The sequence below is a fragment of the Halorubrum sp. Ea1 genome, assembly GCF_002252965.1.
In the GTDB taxonomy this organism is placed as follows: Archaea; Halobacteriota; Halobacteria; order Halobacteriales; family Haloferacaceae; genus Halorubrum.
In genome coordinates this window covers 1-18,776 of record NZ_NHPG01000034.1, presented here as the reverse complement: position 1 = coordinate 18,776, position 18,776 = coordinate 1, and the positions used below count along the sequence as shown (strand labels likewise).

The 18,776-nt window shown below is 70.1% G+C and carries 17 protein-coding genes; 11 read left to right on the top strand and 6 right to left on the bottom strand.

Translation table 11 applies throughout. From position 1 onward, the window contains the following. Positions 1–91: 91 nt before the first annotated feature. Genes dapA through DJ73_RS05035 form a run of 6 tightly spaced genes read left to right on the top strand, consistent with a single transcriptional unit; the run spans position 92 to position 6,375 of the window. A complete protein-coding gene (gene dapA, locus DJ73_RS05060; protein WP_094524904.1) occupies positions 92–1,090 on the top strand; it encodes a 4-hydroxy-tetrahydrodipicolinate synthase in 999 nt (332 codons plus the stop codon). Next, positions 1,087–1,887, top strand: a complete 801-nt coding sequence (gene dapB, locus DJ73_RS05055; RefSeq protein WP_094557436.1) for a 4-hydroxy-tetrahydrodipicolinate reductase — start codon at positions 1,087–1,089, stop codon at positions 1,885–1,887. Before dapA ends, dapB begins: the two co-directional genes overlap by 4 nt. 57 nt (positions 1,888–1,944) lie before the next feature. Then, positions 1,945–2,784, top strand: coding sequence for a 2,3,4,5-tetrahydropyridine-2,6-dicarboxylate N-succinyltransferase (locus DJ73_RS05050; RefSeq protein ID WP_094557435.1), 840 nt, complete (start codon positions 1,945–1,947; stop codon positions 2,782–2,784). Beyond that, positions 2,781–4,214 (top strand): diaminopimelate decarboxylase, encoded by a 1,434-nt coding sequence (lysA, locus tag DJ73_RS05045; RefSeq protein WP_094557434.1) that lies wholly within the window; start codon positions 2,781–2,783, stop codon positions 4,212–4,214. Before DJ73_RS05050 ends, lysA begins: the two co-directional genes overlap by 4 nt. Beyond that, positions 4,211–5,167, top strand: a complete 957-nt coding sequence (dapF, locus tag DJ73_RS05040; RefSeq protein ID WP_094524900.1) for a diaminopimelate epimerase — start codon at positions 4,211–4,213, stop codon at positions 5,165–5,167. Before lysA ends, dapF begins: the two co-directional genes overlap by 4 nt. Beyond that, the gene (locus DJ73_RS05035) at positions 5,164–6,375 is read left to right on the top strand and encodes a M20/M25/M40 family metallo-hydrolase (protein WP_094557433.1); all 1,212 of its coding nucleotides are present in this window, start codon (positions 5,164–5,166) and stop codon (positions 6,373–6,375) included. The genes dapF and DJ73_RS05035 overlap by 4 nt, the downstream gene beginning before the upstream one ends. Positions 6,376–6,387: 12 nt before the next feature. Here the strand turns inward: DJ73_RS05035 and DJ73_RS05030 are convergent, their stop codons facing one another. Continuing rightward, entirely contained in the window at positions 6,388–6,885 is a 498-nt protein-coding gene (locus tag DJ73_RS05030) for an NYN domain-containing protein (protein WP_094524898.1), read from the bottom strand. 226 nt (positions 6,886–7,111) lie between these two features. On the opposite strand from DJ73_RS05030, the gene DJ73_RS05025 reads away from it, so the two are divergent. Genes DJ73_RS05025 through DJ73_RS05005 form a run of 5 tightly spaced genes read left to right on the top strand, consistent with a single transcriptional unit; the run spans position 7,112 to position 13,642 of the window. Continuing rightward, complete coding sequence (locus DJ73_RS05025; RefSeq protein ID WP_094557432.1) at positions 7,112–9,064, top strand: ABC transporter substrate-binding protein; 1,953 nt, start codon at positions 7,112–7,114, stop codon at positions 9,062–9,064. Between the two features lie 33 nt (positions 9,065–9,097). Then, positions 9,098–10,072: an ABC transporter permease gene (locus DJ73_RS05020; protein ID WP_094557431.1), complete on the top strand. Its 975-nt coding sequence runs from the start codon at positions 9,098–9,100 to the stop codon at positions 10,070–10,072. 6 nt (positions 10,073–10,078) lie between these two features. Continuing rightward, positions 10,079–11,263 carry an ABC transporter permease gene (locus DJ73_RS05015; RefSeq protein ID WP_094524895.1) on the top strand — a complete coding sequence of 395 codons (1,185 nt, stop codon included), beginning with the start codon at positions 10,079–10,081 and terminating at the stop codon, positions 11,261–11,263. Next, positions 11,263–12,309: an ABC transporter ATP-binding protein gene (locus DJ73_RS05010; protein WP_094557430.1), complete on the top strand. Its 1,047-nt coding sequence runs from the start codon at positions 11,263–11,265 to the stop codon at positions 12,307–12,309. Before DJ73_RS05015 ends, DJ73_RS05010 begins: the two co-directional genes overlap by 1 nt. Beyond that, positions 12,302–13,642: an ABC transporter ATP-binding protein gene (locus DJ73_RS05005; RefSeq protein WP_094525937.1), complete on the top strand. Its 1,341-nt coding sequence runs from the start codon at positions 12,302–12,304 to the stop codon at positions 13,640–13,642. The genes DJ73_RS05010 and DJ73_RS05005 overlap by 8 nt, the downstream gene beginning before the upstream one ends. 30 nt (positions 13,643–13,672) lie before the next feature. Here the strand turns inward: DJ73_RS05005 and DJ73_RS05000 are convergent, their stop codons facing one another. The 5 genes from DJ73_RS05000 to tpiA form a co-directional block, all read right to left on the bottom strand. Beyond that, a complete protein-coding gene (locus DJ73_RS05000) occupies positions 13,673–14,416 on the bottom strand; it encodes a hypothetical protein (RefSeq protein WP_249269085.1) in 744 nt (247 codons plus the stop codon). A gap of 70 nt (positions 14,417–14,486) precedes the next feature. Further along, entirely contained in the window at positions 14,487–14,807 is a 321-nt protein-coding gene (locus DJ73_RS04995) for a cupin domain-containing protein (protein ID WP_094524892.1), read from the bottom strand. A gap of 56 nt (positions 14,808–14,863) precedes the next feature. Beyond that, positions 14,864–16,030: a molecular chaperone DnaJ gene (gene dnaJ / locus DJ73_RS04990; protein WP_094557429.1), complete on the bottom strand. Its 1,167-nt coding sequence runs from the start codon at positions 16,028–16,030 to the stop codon at positions 14,864–14,866. Between the two features lie 73 nt (positions 16,031–16,103). Further along, complete coding sequence (gene dnaK / locus DJ73_RS04985; protein WP_176451077.1) at positions 16,104–18,038, bottom strand: molecular chaperone DnaK; 1,935 nt, start codon at positions 18,036–18,038, stop codon at positions 16,104–16,106. Between the two features lie 204 nt (positions 18,039–18,242). Beyond that, positions 18,243–18,776, bottom strand: a 534-nt coding sequence (tpiA, locus tag DJ73_RS04980) for a triose-phosphate isomerase (RefSeq protein ID WP_094557427.1), incomplete at its 5' end; no start/stop codon positions are given.

Here is an 18,776-nt window from a genome sequence, read left to right as displayed (position 1 = left end):
CGTTTCCCGACCGACCGCAGACGACCACGAACACTGGCCGACCGCAGACGGCAGCAGCGTTCGACCGACCGCAGACACCCACAGCGCACCCATGACAGACGCGACCACCACGACGCCCTACGGAGCCCGAACCGAGACGGACCGAGACCAGACGACCGAGCCCTTCGAGGGGGTGTACCCCGCGATGACGACCCCGTTCACCGACGATAACGAGGTCGACCACGCGCAGCTCGCCGACAACGCCCGGCACCTCGAACGCGCGGGCGTCGACGGGGTCGTCCCGGTCGGCTCCACCGGCGAGTCGGCGACGATGACTCACGACGAGCACGTCGACGTGATCGAGACGGTCCGGGACGCGCTCGACGACATCCCGGTCATCGCCGGCACCGGCTCCAACAACACCGCCGAGGCGCTCTCGCTGTCCCGGCGGGCCGCCGACGCGGGCGCCGACGGCCTCCTCCTCATCTCCCCGTACTACAACAAGCCGGAGGCGCAGGGATTCCTGAACCACTACCGGACGATCGCCGACGAGGTCGACCTTCCACAGATCGTCTACAACGTCCCAAGTCGGACCGGTCAGTCGATCCCGGTCGACGTCACGGTCGAGCTCGCGGAGCACCCGAACATCCAGGGGTACAAGGCCGCTTCCGGCGACCTGAACCTCATCAGCGAGGTGATCGAGCGCACCCGCGAGGAGTCCTTCTCCGTGCTCTCCGGCGACGACGGGCTCACGCTCCCGGTGCTCTCCATCGGCGGCACCGGCACTATCAGCGTCGTTGCGAACGTCGAGCCGGAGCGCTCCTGCGCGATGGTCGGCGCCGCGCTCTCCGGCGACTACGACCGCGCCCGCGCGCTCCACCACGAGCTCTCGCCGCTCGTCCGCGAGCTGTTCGCCGAGACGAACCCGATTCCGGTGAAGGAGGCGATGCACATCCGCGACCGGGGCGGGCCGCTGGTCCGCTCGCCGCTCTCGCGGCTCTCCGAGGAGCGCCGCGACGTCCTGCGTGACCTGCTCGCCGAGTACGACGAGGCCGCGCCCGGAACCGTCGAACCGGAGGTCGTCGAGCCCGCAACGGGGGGCGCCGAATGAGCGGCGGCGCGGCCGACTCCCACTCCCTCTCCGTCGCCGTCACCGGCGCCGGCGGCCGAATGGGCCGCGAGGTTATCGAGGCGGCCGCCGACCGCGAGGGCGTCGCCGTCGCGGTCGCGGTCAACCGCACCGCGACAGAGCCCGTCGCGGGCGTCGACGTCGAGGACGCCGACCGGCTCGGGGAGCTGCTCGCGGCAGAGTCCCCCGACGTCCTCGTCGACTTCACCGGACCGGCCTCGGCCGTCGCGTACGCCGGGGCCTGCGCCGACGCGGGCGTCCCGTTCGTCACCGGGACGACCGGTTTCGAGGGGGGACAGCTCGACAGCCTCCGGGCCGCGAGCGACGCGGTCCCGGTGCTCAAGGCGTCCAACTTCGCGCGCGGCGTCGCCGCGCTTCGCCGCGCGGTCCGGGAGGCGGCGGCCGCGCTCCCCGGCTACGACGTGGAGCTCACCGAGACGCACCACAACGGGAAGCGCGACGCCCCCTCGGGCACCGCGAAGTCGATCCTCGACGACGTGGAGTCGGTCCGCGACGACCTCGACGAGCGCGTCCACGGGCGCGAGGGCGACGCGCCGCGCGAACCCGACGAGATCGGCGTACACGCCCGGCGCGCGGGCGACGTCACCGGCGAACACGAGGTGCTCGTGGCGGGGAACCGCGAGACGCTGGAGCTCACGCACCGCGCCGGCGACCGCGGGGTGTTCGCCGAGGGCGCGCTCGACGCCGCCGCCTGGCTCGCCGGCCGCGACCCCGGCTGGTACGGGTTCGACGACGTGCTCGACGCCGGAAACGAATAACTACGAAGCATCCGCATATCGACGAATAAATACCGACACTCATCCTTACACTACGCAATGACGCTCGAATCCGACGTATCCGATCTGTGGGACCGCTATCAGGAGGGACTGACCGCCGCCGACGCCACCGCCGAAGACGCGGCCGTGATCGACGAGTTCCTCTCCGCGCTGGAGGCGGGCGAGGTCCGCGCAGCCGAGAAGACCGGCGACGACGTGACCACCTGGGAGGCCAACGAGTGGGTCAAGCGAGGCATCCTGCTGAACTTCGGCCTGCGCGAGACGGAGCCCCGCGAGCACGGCGGCGTCACCTACTACGACGTGCTCCCGCTCCGCGACACCGCCGACCTCGGCGAGCGCGGGACCCGCAACACCCCCGACGGCACCGTCATCCGGCGCGGCGCGTACCTCGGGAGCGACTGCATCATGATGAGCCCCTCGTTCGTCAACATGGGCGCGCACGTCGGCGACGGCACCCTCGTCGACTCCTGCGACACGGTCGGCTCCTGCGCCCAGCTCGGCGAGAACGTCAAGCTCGGCGCCAACACGCTGATCGGCGGCGTCCTCGAACCCGTCGAGGACGCGCCGGTCGTCGTCGAGGACGGCGTCTCGCTCGGCGCGGGCTGCCGGGTCACCTCGGGCTTCCGCGTCGGCGAGAACTCGATCGTGGGCGAGAACACCCTCCTGACGCCGCGGATCCCCGTCTACGACCTCGTCGAGGAGGAGGTCCTCTACGGCCACCTCCCGGCCGACCGCCGGGCGTTCACCCGGATGGTGGAGTCCTCCGTGGGCGACCACGACCTGTTCGAGGGCGGCGCGTACAAGCCCGCGGTCGTCGCGACCCACGTCGAGGAGGACACGCTGGAGGCGACGCGGCGCGAGGACGCCCTCCGCGAATGAGCGACCGCGACGCTGGCGGATCGTCCGACGAATCCGCCGACGGCGACTCCGCCGCTGGCCCCGTCGCCGCCGACGGCGACCCCCCGGCCCGACGCGTGAGCGACTGGGACGCCGACCGCCTCGCCGACCTCGCGGCCGAGCACGGCACGCCGCTGTACGCGCAGGACCTCGACCGCGTTCGCGAGAACTGCGAGCGCCTCCGGGACGCCTTCCCCGACGCCGACGTCCGATACGCGGTGAAGGCCCACACCGGACGGGCGGTCCTCGAAGCGGTCCGCGAGGCCGGGCTCGACGCCGAGTGCGCCTCGGCCGGCGAGGTCGACCGCGCGCTCGCGGCCGGCTTCGGCGGCGAGCGGCTCCACTACACCGCGGTCAACCCGCCCGCCCGCGACCTCGACTACGTCGTCGGCGTCGCCGAGGCGGAGCCCGCCCTCACGGTCACTGTCGGCGCGGTCGACACCCTCGACCGGCTCGCCGAGCGGGGCTACGACGGGCGGGTCTGCGTCCGGGTGAACCCCGGCGTCGGCGCGGGCCACCACGCGAAGGTCCGGACCGGCGGCGCGGCGAAGTTCGGGATCCCGTACGACCGCGCCGCCGAGGCGGCCCGCGACGCCGCCGAGCGCTTCGAAGTGGTCGGGGTCCACGCCCACGCGGGCTCCGGCATCGACCCCGACCAGCTGGACAGCCACCGCGAGATGGTCTCGCGGATGGGAGCGCTGGCGCGGAAGCTCGCGGAGCCCGACGGCGACGCGGCCGGGGACGGCGACGCGCCCGCCCCCCTAGACCTCGAGTACGTCGACGTCGGCGGCGGGTTCGGCGTCCCCTACGAGGAGGACGAGCCGCCGCTCGACCTCGGTGCGGTCGCGGCGGCCACCCGAGAGGCCGTCGCACCGCTGCCCGCGGGCGCCGACCTCGCGATCGAGCCCGGCCGGTACGTCGTCGCCGACGCGGGCGTCCTGCTGACGCGCGTGAACACGGTGAAGCCGACCTCCGACGATCGCGTCGTCGGTGTCGACGCCGGGATGACTGACCTGCTGCGTCCGGCGATGTACGACGCGTACCACCCGATCAGGAACCTCGGCGGCGGACGGGGCGGCGACGGGAGCGACGCCCCGTCCCCCCACGAGCGGGAGGCAACCCCTGTCACGGTCGCCGGACCTATCTGTGAGACCGGTGATACCCTGTGTAGAGACCGAGCGCTCGCCGATCCGGCCCGAGGGGACCTCCTCGCGGTCGGAATCGCGGGCGCGTACGGATACGAGATGGCGAGCCAATACAACTCACGACCGCGGCCGGCGGAGGTCGCGCTCGACGACGGAACCGCGACGGTCGCCCGACGACGAGAGAGCCTGACGGACGTGACGGCGGCCGAACGGACGGAGGACCGTTCAGGAGCGACGGCGGCGCCCGAGACGGAGGGGGAGCGATGAGCACCCACGCAGTCCCGATCGAGAAGTACCACGGCACGGGCAACGACTTCCTCGTCGTCGACGCGACCGCGGAGAGCGTCGGCGACCGCGCGCGGTTCGCGCGCGCTCACTGCGACCGCGAGACGGGCGTAAACGGGGCGGACTTCGACGCCGACCGCGGCGCGGCCGCGGCGAACGGCACGGGAGGCGACGCGCCCGCCGGCCGCCGCGGCGCGGACGGCGTCCTCTTTTTAAGTATCGAGGAGCGGTTCGACCCGACACGGGTCGTGATGACGCTGGTCCAGCCCGACGGCTCGACGGCGACGATGTGCGGCAACGGCGCGCGCGTCGTCGCCCGGTGGGCCCACGACCGGACCGGCGACCGCGAGTTCATGATCGACACGCAGGCGGGCACGCGGCGCGCCTCGGTGAACGCGGACGCGACCGCGGCGACCATCGAGATGGGCGAGCCGACGTTCGACCCCCGTCTGGTCCCGGTCGCCCGCGACGAACCGCTGATCGACGAACCGGTCGCGGGACTGACCGTCACGGCCGTGAACACGGGCGTCCCCCACGCCGTGGCGTTCGTCGACGGCGGCCGCGACGGCCCCGAGGGCATCGGCGCGGTCGACCTCGACGCCGTCGCTCCGCCGGTCCGCCACGCCGACGTCTTCCCCGAGGGCGCGAACGTGAACCTCGCGGCGGTCGTCGACGACGGGAGCGGCGACGGGCCGGCGGTCCTCGACCAGCGCACCTTCGAGCGCGGCGTCGAGGGCGAGACGCGCTCCTGCGGCACCGGCGCCGTGGCGGTCGTCGCCACCGCGCGCCGGCTCGGCCTGATCGACGGCGAGTCGGCCGTGAGCCGCCCGCCGGGCGGCGAACTCGAGATCACGGTGCCCGACGCGGGCCACGCGACGCTGACCGGTCCGGTCGCCCACGAGTTCACCGGGAGCCTGCCCGCCGACCCGCGATGAGCGACCCCTCGTTCGATCCCGTCTCCTTCCTCGAGCGCGCCGTTCGGACCCCCTCTCACGAGTCCGTCGACGAGATGCGCGACCTGGTCGTCGAGACGCTCGACCGGCACGGCGTCGACAGCGAGGTCGTCGCCGGCGGCTGCGTGCTCGCGGAGAAGCGCTCGCCCGCGCCGGACGCGGGGCCGCACCTCGTTGCGAACACGCACCTCGACACGGTGACGCCGCACGTCCCGTTCGAGCGGGGCGTCGCCGGGGAGGACGAGCGATTGGGTTCCGCATCGAACGGCGGAGCCCCTGACCAGGTGATCCGCGGGCGCGGCGCGTGCGACGCAAAGGGACCGCTCGCCGCGCTCCTGTCCGGGTTCCTCTCGGCCGCCCCGGAGCGCGGCCGGCTCACGCTCGCGCTCACGCCCGACGAGGAGACCCTGTCGCTCGGGGCGGCGGCGCTGACGGGGCGGCTGCCGGGGACCGAGGACCGGCTCGACGGCGACCTGTTCCTGGTCGGCGAGCCGACCGGGCTCGACGCGTGTACCGCCGCGAAGGGGCGGTTCCAGGGTACCGTCGAGCTGTCGGGCACCGCGGCGCACGCCGCGGAGTTCGCCGGCGCGAACGCGGTCGCGGCCGCCGAGGGCGCGCTCGAGGCGGTCCGGACCTTCGACGCGGACGCCGACGAGCACCCCCAGCTCGGCCCGCCGAAGCTCACGCCGACCGTCATCGAGGGCGGGGAGGCGACGAACCAGGTGCCGGCGGACTGCGAGATCACCGTCGACCGGCGGAGCGTCCCGCCGGAGACGGCCGAGGGATTCCGCTCGGCGCTCGCGGCCGCGGTGCGGGCGCGGGTCCCGGAGGACGTCGGCGTCGACGTCGCGCTCACCGACCGGGAGTCGCCCTTCTTCGAGGCGTTCTCGACGCCCCCCGATCACGAGCTAGTCGACGCGGTCGCGGGCGCGGCGCGGGCGGCGGCCGACTCGACCGGGCTCGCGACCGACCGCGGGGGATCCGTGCGCCCCTTCGGCGCGGCGACGGAGGCGTCGTACTTCGCACCGGCGCCGACGGTCGTGTTCGGCCCCGGCGACCTCGCCGACGACGCGGGCGCGGTCGCGCACTCGGAGCGCGAGTACGTCCGCGTGCGAGAGGTGGACGCGGCCGCGGAGACGGTCGAACGGGCGATCGCGGGGCTGCTCGGTGACGCTGCGGCGAAACACTGATCCGGCCGACGGTTACAGCAGGAACGTCTCCTCCTCTTCGGCGAGGTCGACGAAGTCGTCCGCGGCCTCGATCAGCTCCTCGGCGGCGGAGTTGCCGAACCCCATCGCCTCGACGCGGACGCCCTCGTGGCGGAGGTGCGAGCAGAGCCGAGCGAAGTCGCCGTCGCCGGTACAGAGCACGACGGTGTCGACGTGGCTGGCGAGCGAGACGGCGTCCAGGCTCATCCCGAGGTCCCAGTCGGCCTTCTTGGAGCCGTCGGCGAACGTCTTGATCTCCTTGATCTTCGTCTCGAAGCCGATGTCGCGGAGCGCCTCGAAGAAGCTCTCCTCCTCCGGGGAGTCGGCGCGGATCACGTACGCGATGGCCCGGACGAGCTCGCGGTCGTCGACCGCGGCCTCCAACAGGCCGGAGTAGTCGATGTTCCGCGAGTAGAAGCTCTGCGCGGAGTGGTACAGGTTCTGCGAGTCGGCGAGCACCGCGACGCGCTGGTGCGGGTGGATATCGGTCATACCGCCCAGTTCACCGGCGCGGCTTAGGGGCTTTGGGATCCGGGTCGCCCGCCGGCCGAACCGGACTGCCCGAACGTCTCGTGTCGACGACACGATGTGCCTGTTCGTTTATAAACTACTCTCGAGTGGACCGTTTATACGGTGTATAAGGCCGTCTTTAGCGGTTATTCGCCGTATCTATCTGAACATCTGAGGTTTTTAGTGCGTACACTCACTGTCTCGTGGTATGTCACGGCGACACACTGACGGTGGCAAAGACGGTCGGCGTCTCGGACGTCGACAGTGGCTCTCCATGCTCGGCGTCGGCGGTGCGACCGCGCTCGCCGGCTGCTCGGGCAACGGCGGTGACGGCGGCGACGGGGAGACCGGGAACGGGACCGACGGGGACGACAGGACGGACGGCGGCGACGGCGAGGACAGCGGCACCGACACGTCGACGTACGCGACGGCCGCCGCGGCCTCGTTCACGACGCTCAATCCGATATACAACGACGAAAACGGCGCCGGGAACGCGATCGCTCGCGCGCTCGACCAGGGGTACACGTTCAACGCCGACAACGAGTACGTCCCGCTGCTCTACGACATGTCCACCGAGGACGGCGAGGTGTGGACGTTCGAGGTCCGCGAGGGGCTCCAGTTCAGCGACCCGTACGGCGAGGTGACCGCGAGCGACTTCGTGTATCTCATCCAGGAAGTTCACCAAGGGGGCTGGGCCAGTTCGGTCAGTGCCACGTACTGGACGGGCGTAGAAGTGGAACAGACCGGCGAGTACGAGTTTCAGGCCACCCTCCAGAGCCCGCAACTCCTCTGGCCCGAGAGCTACGAGCCGCTCCTGTACCCCATCCCGCAGGATCTCCTCCAGCCGTACGTCGAGGAGGAGGACGCCGAGGGGCTCCGGCAGGACGAGGAGTTGCTCGAACTCCAGTTCTCCGGCAACCTCGGCCCGTACGTGCTCGACGAGTGGCAGCGCGACGGCGGCACCCAGTACAGCCGCAACGACGACTACTACCTTCAGGACGCCGACGACCTCCCGGACGTCTTCAACGAGGCCCCGTACTTCGAGTCAGCGGAGATCCAGGTCCTCGGCGAACAGGCCTCCCGACTCGGCGCGTTGGAGACCGGCGAAGTCGATTCAGCGGCTATCCCGCCCGAGCGTGTGCAGGAGTATCAGGACAACGACGAGATCTACGTCAACCAGATCCCGCAGCCGTACAACGAGAAGCTGTCCGTCAACATGCGGGACAACGGCTGGACGACCGGACCGGGAAACATGTTCCGGCACATCCCGTTCCGGCAGGCCATGGCCGCGGCGATCGACAAGCAGAGCCTGATCCAGGGCGTCTTCCGCGACTTCGCGGAGACGCACTTCACGTGGCAGCCCCGCTTCAGTAACTTCTATCCGCCCGAGGACAACATCCCGATGTTCGGCGTCGGCGACCGCTACGGAAGCGAGTACGCCCGCGGGCTGGCGGAGGACGCCTTCGAGCAGTCCGAATACGAGTACGGCTTCGACGGCGAGACGATGGTCGATCCAGACGGCAACCAGGTCCAGCTCAGCCTCTACCACAGCGCCGGCCAGGAGACCGAGCAGCTGATGGGAGAGTTCATCGCACAGGAGCTCGGGAACAACCTCGGGATCGACGTGAGTATCGAGGCCATCGACGGCACGCGGTTCGACACGGAGTACTACACCACGACGGACTTCCCCACGCCCGAGCGGAACGAGGAGGGCGAGGTCACCAGCGTCCCTGACGAGCTCGTCGACACCGTCGACGGCGAGGAGGTCGAGTGGACCTCGCCCACCGCGACGAACCCCGGACCGCGAAACATCACCGGGAACGAGGACTGGGACATGGAGATCGTGTACGGACTGAACACGTTCCCGCGGAACCCCCTCACGAACGCCGTCTTCTTCGACGGCGCGACCGGGTCGTACAACCCGGTCGGCTACTACCCCGAGTTCGACGCGCAGACGCTGTTCGACAACGCCCGGCAGGCGTCCAGCGAGGAGGAGCTGGCCGACGCGCTCGTCGACCTCTTCGTCAACATCGCGGAAGAGCAGCCGTACATCATGCTCGCGTTCCCCGACAGCACGGTCGGCTACCGCGAGGGGCTCGAAGGCCCCATCGAGAACTTCTCGAACGGCTGGAACCTCCCCGCGTGGAGATACGAGCAGTAACGCCGCCGTCTCTCACACTTCCACGTCATCAATATGGGATTCGGAAAGTACGTCGGCGCACGCGTGCTGTGGGCCGTGGTCGTCTCGCTGATCATCACCACGATCACGTTCCTCCTGCTCGCGGCCGCGCCCAACCCGGCGATCCGCGAGGCGGCGACGCAGGCCGCGCTGCAGGGCGGTGACCCCTCGGCCGCGGTCGAGCGAGAGCGCGAGCTCCGCGGGCTCAACCAGCCGCTGTACGTTCGGTACATGGACTTCATCCGGAGCATTTACACGCTCGACTGGGGCTGGTCGGAGAGCCGCAGCCAGCCCGTGACCGAGGCGCTGCTGCAGGCGCTCTACTACACCGCGCAGTACTCGATCCCGTGGACCGTGCTAATCATAACCCTCGGGCCGCTCGTCGGCGTCTACTCCGCGGCGAACATGTACAGCTGGCGCGACCACGTCGCGACCGGGTTCGCGTTCTTCGGGTACGCGATTCCGAACTTCTTCTTCGGGATCATCCTGCTCCTGATCTTCGGGGTCTGGTTCGAGGTCGTCCCGATATCGTACGACACGAGCGCTCCCGTGTTCAGCCTGCAGAACGTCCGGCAGCTGATTCTGCCGGTGTTCGTGCTCGTCACGGGCTCGATCGGCGCGACGATGCGGGTCTCGCGGAACGAGTCCGCGGAGTTCCAGAACTCCGACTTCATGAAGACGGCGAAGGCGAAAGGGGTCTCGCCGCTGCGCGCGTACGCCTACCACGTGATGCGGCCGACGATGGTCCCGCTGTCGACGACGCTCGTCGGGCAGCTGTTGGCGCTGTTCATCGGGTCGTCGCTGCTCGTGGAAGTCGTGTTCGGCATCCCCGGACTGGGCAGACTGACGTTCAACGCGCTCATCTCGCAGGACACCAACCTGGTGTTGGGATCGACGCTGGTGTTCACCTTCATTGCCGTCGTCGGCAACCTGCTAGAAGACTTGGTGTTCACCGTGCTCGACCCGCGAATCAACTACGACGACAGATAACTCACAATGGCAACGAAGAAACCGGAGCAGTTCGACCGCGTCGACTGGAGCGAGCTCTCCGAGTCGAGACGGTTCGACCTGTCGATAAACTCGATCGGCATGCTGGTGGCGACGCTGCCGCTGGCGCTCCTCTGGCTGTACGACTACCAGTTCGTCGGCGAACGCGAGGCGACGTTCCAGGCGATCGGACTCAGCAGGAACCTCGACCCGCTGGACTACTTCTTCGTGTTCACGCTGTTCCTGTTCTTCTTCTACCTGATCTTACCGCTGTATCAGAACCCGCGGATGACGCGGTACTACTGGAAGGAGTTCAGGCGGAACCGCCCCGCGGTCGTCAGCCTCGGTTGGCTGGGGATCGTGTTCGTGGGCGGGCTCATCGGTCCGCTCCTGATCAGCGCGCCGGAGCAGAGCATCCTCACCGGCCACCAGCCGCCGGTGTTCCTCTCGATCGACGAGGCGAACGTCGCGAACTGCGTCGGCGAGGTGGTGAACGGACGGTGTCAGGGGACGTGGCAGCACCCGCTCGGGACCACTCGCGGCGGGAAAGACGTCTTCGCCGGCATCGTCTACGGCATGACGATCAGCATGCAGATAGCCTTCATCACGACGACGATCGTCGCGGCGATCGGCATCACGTTCGGCACCGTCAGCGCGTACGCGGGCGGCTGGGTCGACGAAGTGATGATGCGGTTCGTCGACATCATCCTCTCGTTCCCGACGTTCCTGATGTTCCTGCTCATCCTGTACATCTACGGCGCCGGATTGGGGATGTTCATCCTCGTGTTCTCGGCGTTCGCGTGGGGCGGCACCGCGCGGTACGTGCGCAGCAAGTCGCTGTCCGTCTCCGAGGAGGAGTTCATCAAGGCGACGCGGATCAGCGGCGCGAGCACCTACCGCGTGGTCCGGAAACACGTCGTCCCGAACGTGGCGAGCAGCATCATCACGCAGCTCACGCTGCTCATCCCCGGCTTCCTGCTCGCGGAGGCGCAGCTCGCGTTCCTCGGGATCGGCGACTCGGCGGTCCCCTCGTGGGGACAGCTGATATCCGCGGGCCGGAGCGACCTGGCGTTCGCGCCGTGGATCGTGTTGTCGCCCGGCATCGTGCTGTTCCTGACGATCCTGGCGTTCAACTTCATCGGCGACGCGCTGCTGGACGCTCTGAACCCCGAAGCGGAGGCGGAGAGCGCATAATGTCCACCCGACAACCACTGCTCGAGGTCGAAGACCTCACGACGACGTTCAGCACCGACAACGGAGAGCTCACGGCCGTCGACGGGGTCGACTTCTCGGTCGACGAGGGCGAGACCGTCTGTATCGTCGGGGAGTCCGGCTCCGGGAAGACGGTGGCGACGGAGTCGGTGACGCGGATCGTCAAGGAGCCGCCGGGTCGCGTCCGGGGCTCGGTCCGGTTCAAGGGCCGCGATCTGCTGGAGATGAGCGAGCCCGAACTCCGCGAGATCCGCGGCTACGAGATCGCGCACATCTTCCAGAACCCGCAGGAGGCGATGAACCACTGTTACACCGTCGGGTGGCAGATCGTCGAGGCGCTGCAGATCCACCGCGACGTCTCCGACGAGGAGGCGCGCGCGAAGGCGATCGACCTGATGGACAAGGTGGGGATCGCGAACGCCAGCTCGCGGTTCGACGACTACCCGCACGAGTTCTCCGGCGGACAGAAGCAGCGCGTGATGATCGCGATGGCGCTCGTCGGCGACCCCGACCTGCTGATCGCGGACGAGCCGACCACGGCGCTGGACGTGACGGTGCAAGCGCAGATCCTCCGGCTCCTCGACGACCTGCAGGAGGAGTTCGACATGGGGATCCTCTTCGTCACGCACGACCTGGGCGTCGTCGCCGAGATCGCCGACCGCATCGTCGTGATGTACGCCGGCAAGGTGATGGAGCGCGGCGACGTCCTCGACATCTTCGAGCGCCCCGCGCACCCGTACACCCAGCAGCTGCTGAACTGCCTCCCCGAGATCGGCGGGAAGAAGGGGGGTATCCCCGGGACCCTTCCCGATCCGCTCGATCCGCCGGACGGCTGTCGCTTCGCCCCGCGGTGCGAGCACGCGGTCGACGCCTGCGTGACCGGCGACCAGCCGGAGGAGATCGAAGTGAACCCGGGTCAGCGCGCCTCCTGCGTCCACTACCGCCCCGGCCGCGACGACTCGGTCGTCCGCGACGGGATTCCGGACTCGACCGCCGACGGCGAGGAGGTGAGCTCCGCCGATGACTGAGGAGCCGCTCCTCTCGGTGCGGGACCTCAAGAAGCACTACCCGATCCGGAAGGGCCTGTTGAACCGACAGGTCGGCGCCGCTCGCGCCGTCGACGGGATCAGCTTCGACATCGCTCCCGGGGAGACGCTGGGACTCGTCGGCGAGTCGGGCTGCGGGAAGTCCACCGCCGCCACCTCCATCGTCCGGCTGGAAGAGCCCACGGGCGGCGAGGTGATATTCAACGGCGGCGGGCGGAGCGGTGCGACCCGGAACGCCGACGGCACGCACCCGAACGACGTGACGCGCTTCGACGACCGGGAGCTGAAGGCGTTCCGCCGCGACGCGCAGATGATCTTCCAGGACCCCTCCTCCAGCTTCGACCCGCGGATGTCGGTCGGGGGCGCGGTCGCGGAGATGCTCCAGATCCACGGCATGTCCGACCGCCACCGGCGGCGTGCGATCGTGGAGGACCTGCTTGAACGCGTCGGGCTCTCGCCCGAGGACTACGACCGCTATCCCCACGAGTTCTCCGGCGGGCAGAAACAGCGGATCGCGCTGGCGCGAGCGCTCGTATTGAACCCGGAGCTCATCGTCGCCGACGAGCCGGTCTCCGCGCTCGACGTCTCGATTCAGGCGGAGATCCTCGACCTCATCGCCGACCTGCAGTCGGAGTTCGACCTCTCGCTGTTGTTCATCAGCCACGACATGTCCGTCATCCGGGAGATCTGCGACCGGGTGGCCGTCATGTACCTCGGTGAGATCGTCGAGATCGGACCGACGGACCGCGTCTTCGCCGACCCGCAACACCCGTACACGGAGGCGTTGCTCTCGGCGATCCCGACGCCGGACCCGCGCTCGACCGCCGAGGGGATCGAGCTGACGGGGACCGTGCCGAGCCCGACGAACCCGCCGTCGGGCTGTCGGTTCCACACCCGGTGTCACAGGGTGATCCAGCCGGACGACGTCGACCTCGACCAGTCGAGCTGGCGTGGACTGTTGAACCTCCGCGACGCGCTCGCCGCCGACAGCGTCGACGTCGATCAGATCCGCGAGAACTTCCGGACCGGGACCGACACCGGCGCCACCCCAGATGCCGTGAAAGGACAGATCCGCCGCGAGTTCGACCTCGAGGAGACGATATCCTCCGACGAGATGGAGTCGCTGCTCGACGCGGCGCTCGACGAGGCGCTCGGCGACGACCTCGACGCGGCGGCGGCGACGCTCTCCGAGCGGGTCACCACCCCCTGCGAGGAACGCGTCCCCCAGCGGACCAGCCACGAGCCCGGCCACGAGTCGGCGTGTCACCTCCACGAGCGGGACCGGTCGGCGCCGCCGAACCCGGCCGACGACTGAGGCGACCGCCGCCGCTCTCGTCGCTTTGTCTTAGCGTTCGCCCAGCGCCGGGAGCGCCACCCGTCGCGAGCCGCCGTCCTCCCGCTCGACGGTCACGGTCGGTTCGCCGTTGTCCGTCTCCTCACCCACGAGGACGGACGTCGCGCCCGCCGCGAGAGGTGCGACGAGGCCCGCGGCCAGCGCCCGCGGGTCCGAGAGGTCACCGCGGAGCGTCACCGAATCACCCGGTTCGAGCCCGTGCTCGCCGGCGACCGACGCGGCCGCGTCGAGGAGCGCGCGGTGAGTGACGCTCCCGCTCCGGTCCGGTCCCTCGCCGTCCGTCTCGCGCAGCACGATGTCGTCCGGGCCGACTCCGCTGGGGGGCATCCCCGGATTCTCGCTCCACAGCTCCTGCTCCCAGTGGGTCGTCTCGGGTCGCTCCGGCGGTCCGCCGAAGGCGGCGAGGCCGGTGCCGGGGGCCGGCTCCGTCGTCGACTCGTCGGCCACGTCGACGAGGACGACGCGGTCGCCGCGCGCGATCCCGGTCTCGGGGTCGAACCGGACCGGGGCGCCCAGCGCGGCCGCGCCGAGGAAGGCGAGCGTCGTGTGGAGCCCGGGCGCCGGCTCGACTGCCACGGTCGACCCCTCCCGCGCGCCGAGGTAGCGGAGCACGTTCGCCGACTTGTACCCGTTGGTGATCAGGTCCCGATACGTGCGTTCGCGCTCGTCGGGCGTGACGAGCGCGACGTCGCGACTCCGCCGGTCGCGAGCGAGGATATCGCCGACGACGTCCATGTCCGCGACTCGGGGCGGCCGCGACTTAAAAACGAGGAGTGGCGGGTCCGTCCGGGGTCGAGCGCTCGCGTCAGGGCGCGCCGGCGATGACCATCCGCGAGCCGTCGGCCGAAAAGGCGAGGTCGCGCGTCGAGTCGGCGTCGACCCGGACGGCGTCGCCCGGACCGAGCTCGACGGCCTCGCCGTCGACGGTCAGCGTCGCCGCGCCGTGGAGCAGCACGTACACCTCCTCGTGGCCGGCGTCGGCGTGGTCGTGCTCCATCCCCTCCCAGCCGTCGTCGGCCTCGACGACCGTCACGCCGAGGCTCTCGCAGTCGAGCGCGTCGCGGAGGAAGTACATCCCCGGCGCGCGCGGTTCGACGTCGTCGTAGGCGGTGGTGTCGTAGCCCATGGACCGTGATAGGCGGCGCGCGCCGGAAAAACTACGGGTTGATAGGGGTGAGTGCGTTAGAAGGAGCTCTTCAGCCGCTCGAAGAAGCCGCCGCCGACGTCGATGTCCTCGCCGCCGGCCTCGGCGAACGCCTCCAGCGCCTCGCGCTGCTCCTCGTTGAGCGAGTCGGGGATCACGACGCCCACCTGCACGTAGAGGTCGCCGCGGCCGCGGCGCCGCAGCCGGGGCATCCCCTTCCCCTCCAGTCGGAACGTCTCGCCGCTCTGGGTGCCGGCGGGGACGTCCATCTCCACGGTGCCGTCGACCGTCTCGACCTCGACCGTGTCGCCGAAGACGGCCTGCGGGAAGGAGATCGCCTCGCTGACGCGGAGGTCGTCGCCGTCGCGCTCGTACCGGTCGCCGATGTCGACGTCGACCTCGATGAGCAGGTCGCCGTTGGGCCCGCCGTTCTCGCCGGGCGCGCCCTCGCGCTCCATCCGGAGGCTCTGGCCGGAGCGGATCCCCGGCGGGATCTCCACCGAGAGCGTCGCCTCCTCGCGGACGACGCCGTCGCCGCCGCAGTCGGAACAGTCCTCGCTGTACAGCTCGCCCTCGCCCTCGCAGCGCGGGCACGTCGAGGTCTGCTGGACGCGGCCGAGCGGCGTCTGCTGGACCTGCTGGACCTGCCCGCGCCCGTTACACTGAGGGCAGGTCTGCACGTCGGCGTCCGGCGGGTGGCCCGCGCCGTCGCAGGTGTCACAGGCCGTGGGGCGGGTGAGCGTGACCTCCTTGGTCGCCCCCTCGAACGCCTCTTCGAGGTCGATCGTGAGCCCCGTACGGAGGTCCCGTCCCTGACGGGGGCGATCGTCGCGGCCGCCGCGACCGCCGCGACCACCGCCGCCGCCGAAGAACTGGTTGAAGATGTCCTCGAACCCGCCGGCGCCGCCCGCGCCGCCGGCTCCCCCGAAGGGACCGCCCGCCCCGCCGGGACCGCCGCCGCCCGTCGCGCCGCGCTTGTCGGCCTCGGTGAAGCGGTCGTGACCGAGCTGGTCGTACTGGCGGCGCTTCTCCTCGTCGGTGAGCACCTCCTTGGCCTTCTGGATCTTCTTGAACCGCTCTTCGGCGTCGTCGTCGTCGCTGACGTCCGGGTGATGTTCGGCGGCCTTCTTGCGGTACGCCTTCTTGATCTCTTCCTCGCTGGCGTCCCGCGACACGCCGAGGACGTCGTAGAAATCTTCGCTCATGCGTTACGTTCGTTATTGGTCGTTCGTGGCTGGGTCGTGTTAAGGGGCGCGTCCGAAGGCGAGGGCGCCGACGCTACTCCTCGTCGTCGTCCACGTCCTCGAAGTCGGCGTCGACGTACTCCTCGTCGTCGCCGTCGGGGCCCGCGCCGCCGGGGCCGGCCGCGCCGCCCGGACCGCCCGCGCCGCCCGGACCGCCCGCGCCGCCCATACCGCCGGGACCGCCGGCGGCGCCGCCTGCGCCGCCCGGACCGGCCTGCGCGGCCTGTCCCTCGTACATTTGTTTGCCGATCTCCTGGAGCTCCTCCGTGAGCGCCTCCGTGACCGACTCGATCTCGTCGGTGTCGGCGTCCTCGTCCTCGAGCACCGCCTCGACGTCATCGATCGACTCCTCGATGTCGCCGATGAGGTCCTCGTCGAGGTCCTCCTCGTTCTCCTCTAAGAGGGTCTCGGCGCGCTGGATCGTCGTCTCGGCCTCGTTGCGGGCCTCGATCCGCTCGCGGCGGGCCTCGTCCTCTTCGGCGTGCTTCTCGGCCTCCTCCTGCATCTCTTCGATCTCCTCGTCGGAGAGGCCGACGCCCCCCTCGATGGTGATCGACTCGGCGTTCCCCGAGCCCTGGTCTTCGGCCTCGACGTTGACGATCCCGTTCTCGTCGATGTTGAACGAGACCTCGATCTGGGGGGTTCCAGCGGGCGCCGGCGGGATGCCGGAGAGCTGGAACGCGCCGAGCAGCTCGTTCTCCTCGGCGATCTCGCGCTCGCCCTGGAAGACGCGGACGTTGACCGAAGTCTGGTTGTCGGCGGCGGTGGTGAACACCTTCGACTCCTCGGTCGGGATGGTGGTGTTCTTCTCGATGAGCCGCTCGAAGAGGCCGCCCTTCACCTCGATCCCGAGCGAGAGCGGGGTGACGTCCAGCAGGACGATGTCGTCGACGTCGCCGGAGAGCACGCCGCCCTGGACGGCCGCGCCGAGCGCGACCGCCTCGTCGGGGTTGACGTTCTTCTTCGGCTCCTGACCGACGAGCTCCTCGACCTGCTCTTGGACCTGCGGCATCCGGGTCGAGCCGCCGACGAGGATGACCTCGTCGATGTCGCCCTTGTCGTAGCCGGCGTCGGAGAGCGCCTGTTCGGTCGGCTCGACGGTGCGCTCGATCAGGTCACCGGTGAGGTTCTCGAACGTCGCGCGGGTGATCGACTGTTCGAGGTGGACCGGACCGCTGTCGGTCGCGGTGATGAAGGGGAGGTTGACCGTCGTCTCCTTCTTGTTCGACAGCTCGATCTTCGCCTCCTCGGCGGCGTCCTTCAGGCGCTGGAGCGCCTGGCGGTCCTCGCGGAGGTCGATCCCGTGGTCGTTCCGGAACTCGTCGGCGATGTGGTCGATGAGCGCCTCGTCCCAGTCGTCGCCGCCGAGGTCGTTGTCGCCGTTCGTGGCGACGACCTCGTAGACGCCGCCGCCCAGGTCGAGCACGCTCACGTCGAACGTGCCGCCCCCGAGGTCGTACACGAGGACGGTCTGGTCGGACTCGTCGTCGAGGCCGTACGCCATCGAGGCGGCGGTCGGCTCGTTGACGATCCGCTCGACGTCGAAGCCGGCGATCTCGCCGGCGTCCTTGGTCGCCTGCCGCTGCTTGTCGTTGAAGTACGCGGGGACGGTGATGACCGCCTTCTCGACGTCGTCGCCGAGGTACTCCTCGGCGTCGCGCTTGATCTTCTGGAGGATCATCGCCGAGACCTGCTCGGGCGTGTACTCTTCGTCCCCGATCTCGACCGTGTAGTCGTCCTCGCCCATGTGCCGCTTGATCGACTGGATCGTGCGGTCGGGGTTCTGGACGGCCTGGTTCTTCGCCGGCTTCCCGACGAGCCGCTCGTCGTCGTCGGCGAAGGCGACGACGGAGGGCGTGGTCCGGTCGCCCTCCGCGTTCGCGATGATCTCGGGCTCGTCGCCCTCCATCACCGCGAACGCGGAGTTGGTGGTACCGAGGTCGATACCGAGGATCTTGTTGCTCGCCATCTTAGCCAAAGTTAGCGGCTTGTGTCGGTTAAAGGTTACTAGACGGCGCGATCTCGTCGGTCAGCTGATACCGCTCACGTCGTGCGGTTTCGCCGATCGTGTGAACTGCTCGCACCGGTGTCTTTATACAGATCCGCAAGCGCAGGGACCTGCGACGGTGGCCGGTGCGAGGCGATCGGCCCGCTCCCGCGGCGGTCGCCGCGCTCAGAGCCCCGAGACGAGGTCCTCCAGCGCCGCCCGCGGGTCGTCGGCCTTCGCCACGCCGGAGGCCAGCAGGATCCCGGACGCGCCGAGGTCACCCGCGGCGGCCACGTCCTCGCCGGTCGAGACGCCGGCGCCGCAGAACACGTCGACGTCGGGGTCGACCGCGTCGGCGGCCGCGACCGCGTCCTCGACGATCCCGGGGTCGGCCGTCGAGACGGAGACGTCGCCGCCGATAAGCTCCGGGGGCTCGACGGCGACGGCGTCGGGGCCGAGCGCCGCGGCCGCGCCGACCTGCGCGGGGTTGTTCGCGCAGACGATCGTCTCCAGGTCGGCGCGCTCGGCCGCGCGGACGGCGCCGTCGACGTCGGCGAGCTTCAGCCGCTTCTCGGAGTGGTTGACGAGGGTCCCCTCGGCGCCGTTGTCGGCGACGGCCTCGGCGAGCGTCGACCCGGTGTGCGAGCCGTGGTCGTTCGGCGAGACGTGCTGGGCCCACGTCTCGACGCCGGTGTCCGCGACGCGGGCGAGGTCGGCCGC

Excerpts from the sequence above, each read along its gene's own strand:
- DJ73_RS05025 (WP_094557432.1), top strand. The coding sequence starts at position 7,112 with ATGTCACGGCGACACACTGACGGTGGCAAAGACGGTCGGCGTCTCGGA.
- dapF (WP_094524900.1), top strand. The coding sequence starts at position 4,211 with ATGAGCACCCACGCAGTCCCGATCGAGAAGTACCACGGCACGGGCAAC.
- DJ73_RS05000 (WP_249269085.1), bottom strand. The coding sequence starts at position 14,416 with ATGGACGTCGTCGGCGATATCCTCGCTCGCGACCGGCGGAGTCGCGAC.
- DJ73_RS05015 (WP_094524895.1), top strand. The coding sequence starts at position 10,079 with ATGGCAACGAAGAAACCGGAGCAGTTCGACCGCGTCGACTGGAGCGAG.
- dapB (WP_094557436.1), top strand. The coding sequence starts at position 1,087 with ATGAGCGGCGGCGCGGCCGACTCCCACTCCCTCTCCGTCGCCGTCACC.
- DJ73_RS05035 (WP_094557433.1), top strand. The coding sequence starts at position 5,164 with ATGAGCGACCCCTCGTTCGATCCCGTCTCCTTCCTCGAGCGCGCCGTT.
- DJ73_RS05020 (WP_094557431.1), top strand. The coding sequence starts at position 9,098 with ATGGGATTCGGAAAGTACGTCGGCGCACGCGTGCTGTGGGCCGTGGTC.
- dnaJ (WP_094557429.1), bottom strand. The coding sequence starts at position 16,030 with ATGAGCGAAGATTTCTACGACGTCCTCGGCGTGTCGCGGGACGCCAGC.
- lysA (WP_094557434.1), top strand. The coding sequence starts at position 2,781 with ATGAGCGACCGCGACGCTGGCGGATCGTCCGACGAATCCGCCGACGGC.
- DJ73_RS05050 (WP_094557435.1), top strand. The coding sequence starts at position 1,945 with ATGACGCTCGAATCCGACGTATCCGATCTGTGGGACCGCTATCAGGAG.
- DJ73_RS05030 (WP_094524898.1), bottom strand. The coding sequence starts at position 6,885 with ATGACCGATATCCACCCGCACCAGCGCGTCGCGGTGCTCGCCGACTCG.
- DJ73_RS05005 (WP_094525937.1), top strand. The coding sequence starts at position 12,302 with ATGACTGAGGAGCCGCTCCTCTCGGTGCGGGACCTCAAGAAGCACTAC.
- dapA (WP_094524904.1), top strand. The coding sequence starts at position 92 with ATGACAGACGCGACCACCACGACGCCCTACGGAGCCCGAACCGAGACG.
- DJ73_RS05010 (WP_094557430.1), top strand. The coding sequence starts at position 11,263 with ATGTCCACCCGACAACCACTGCTCGAGGTCGAAGACCTCACGACGACG.
- DJ73_RS04995 (WP_094524892.1), bottom strand. The coding sequence starts at position 14,807 with ATGGGCTACGACACCACCGCCTACGACGACGTCGAACCGCGCGCGCCG.
- dnaK (WP_176451077.1), bottom strand. The coding sequence starts at position 18,038 with ATGGCGAGCAACAAGATCCTCGGTATCGACCTCGGTACCACCAACTCC.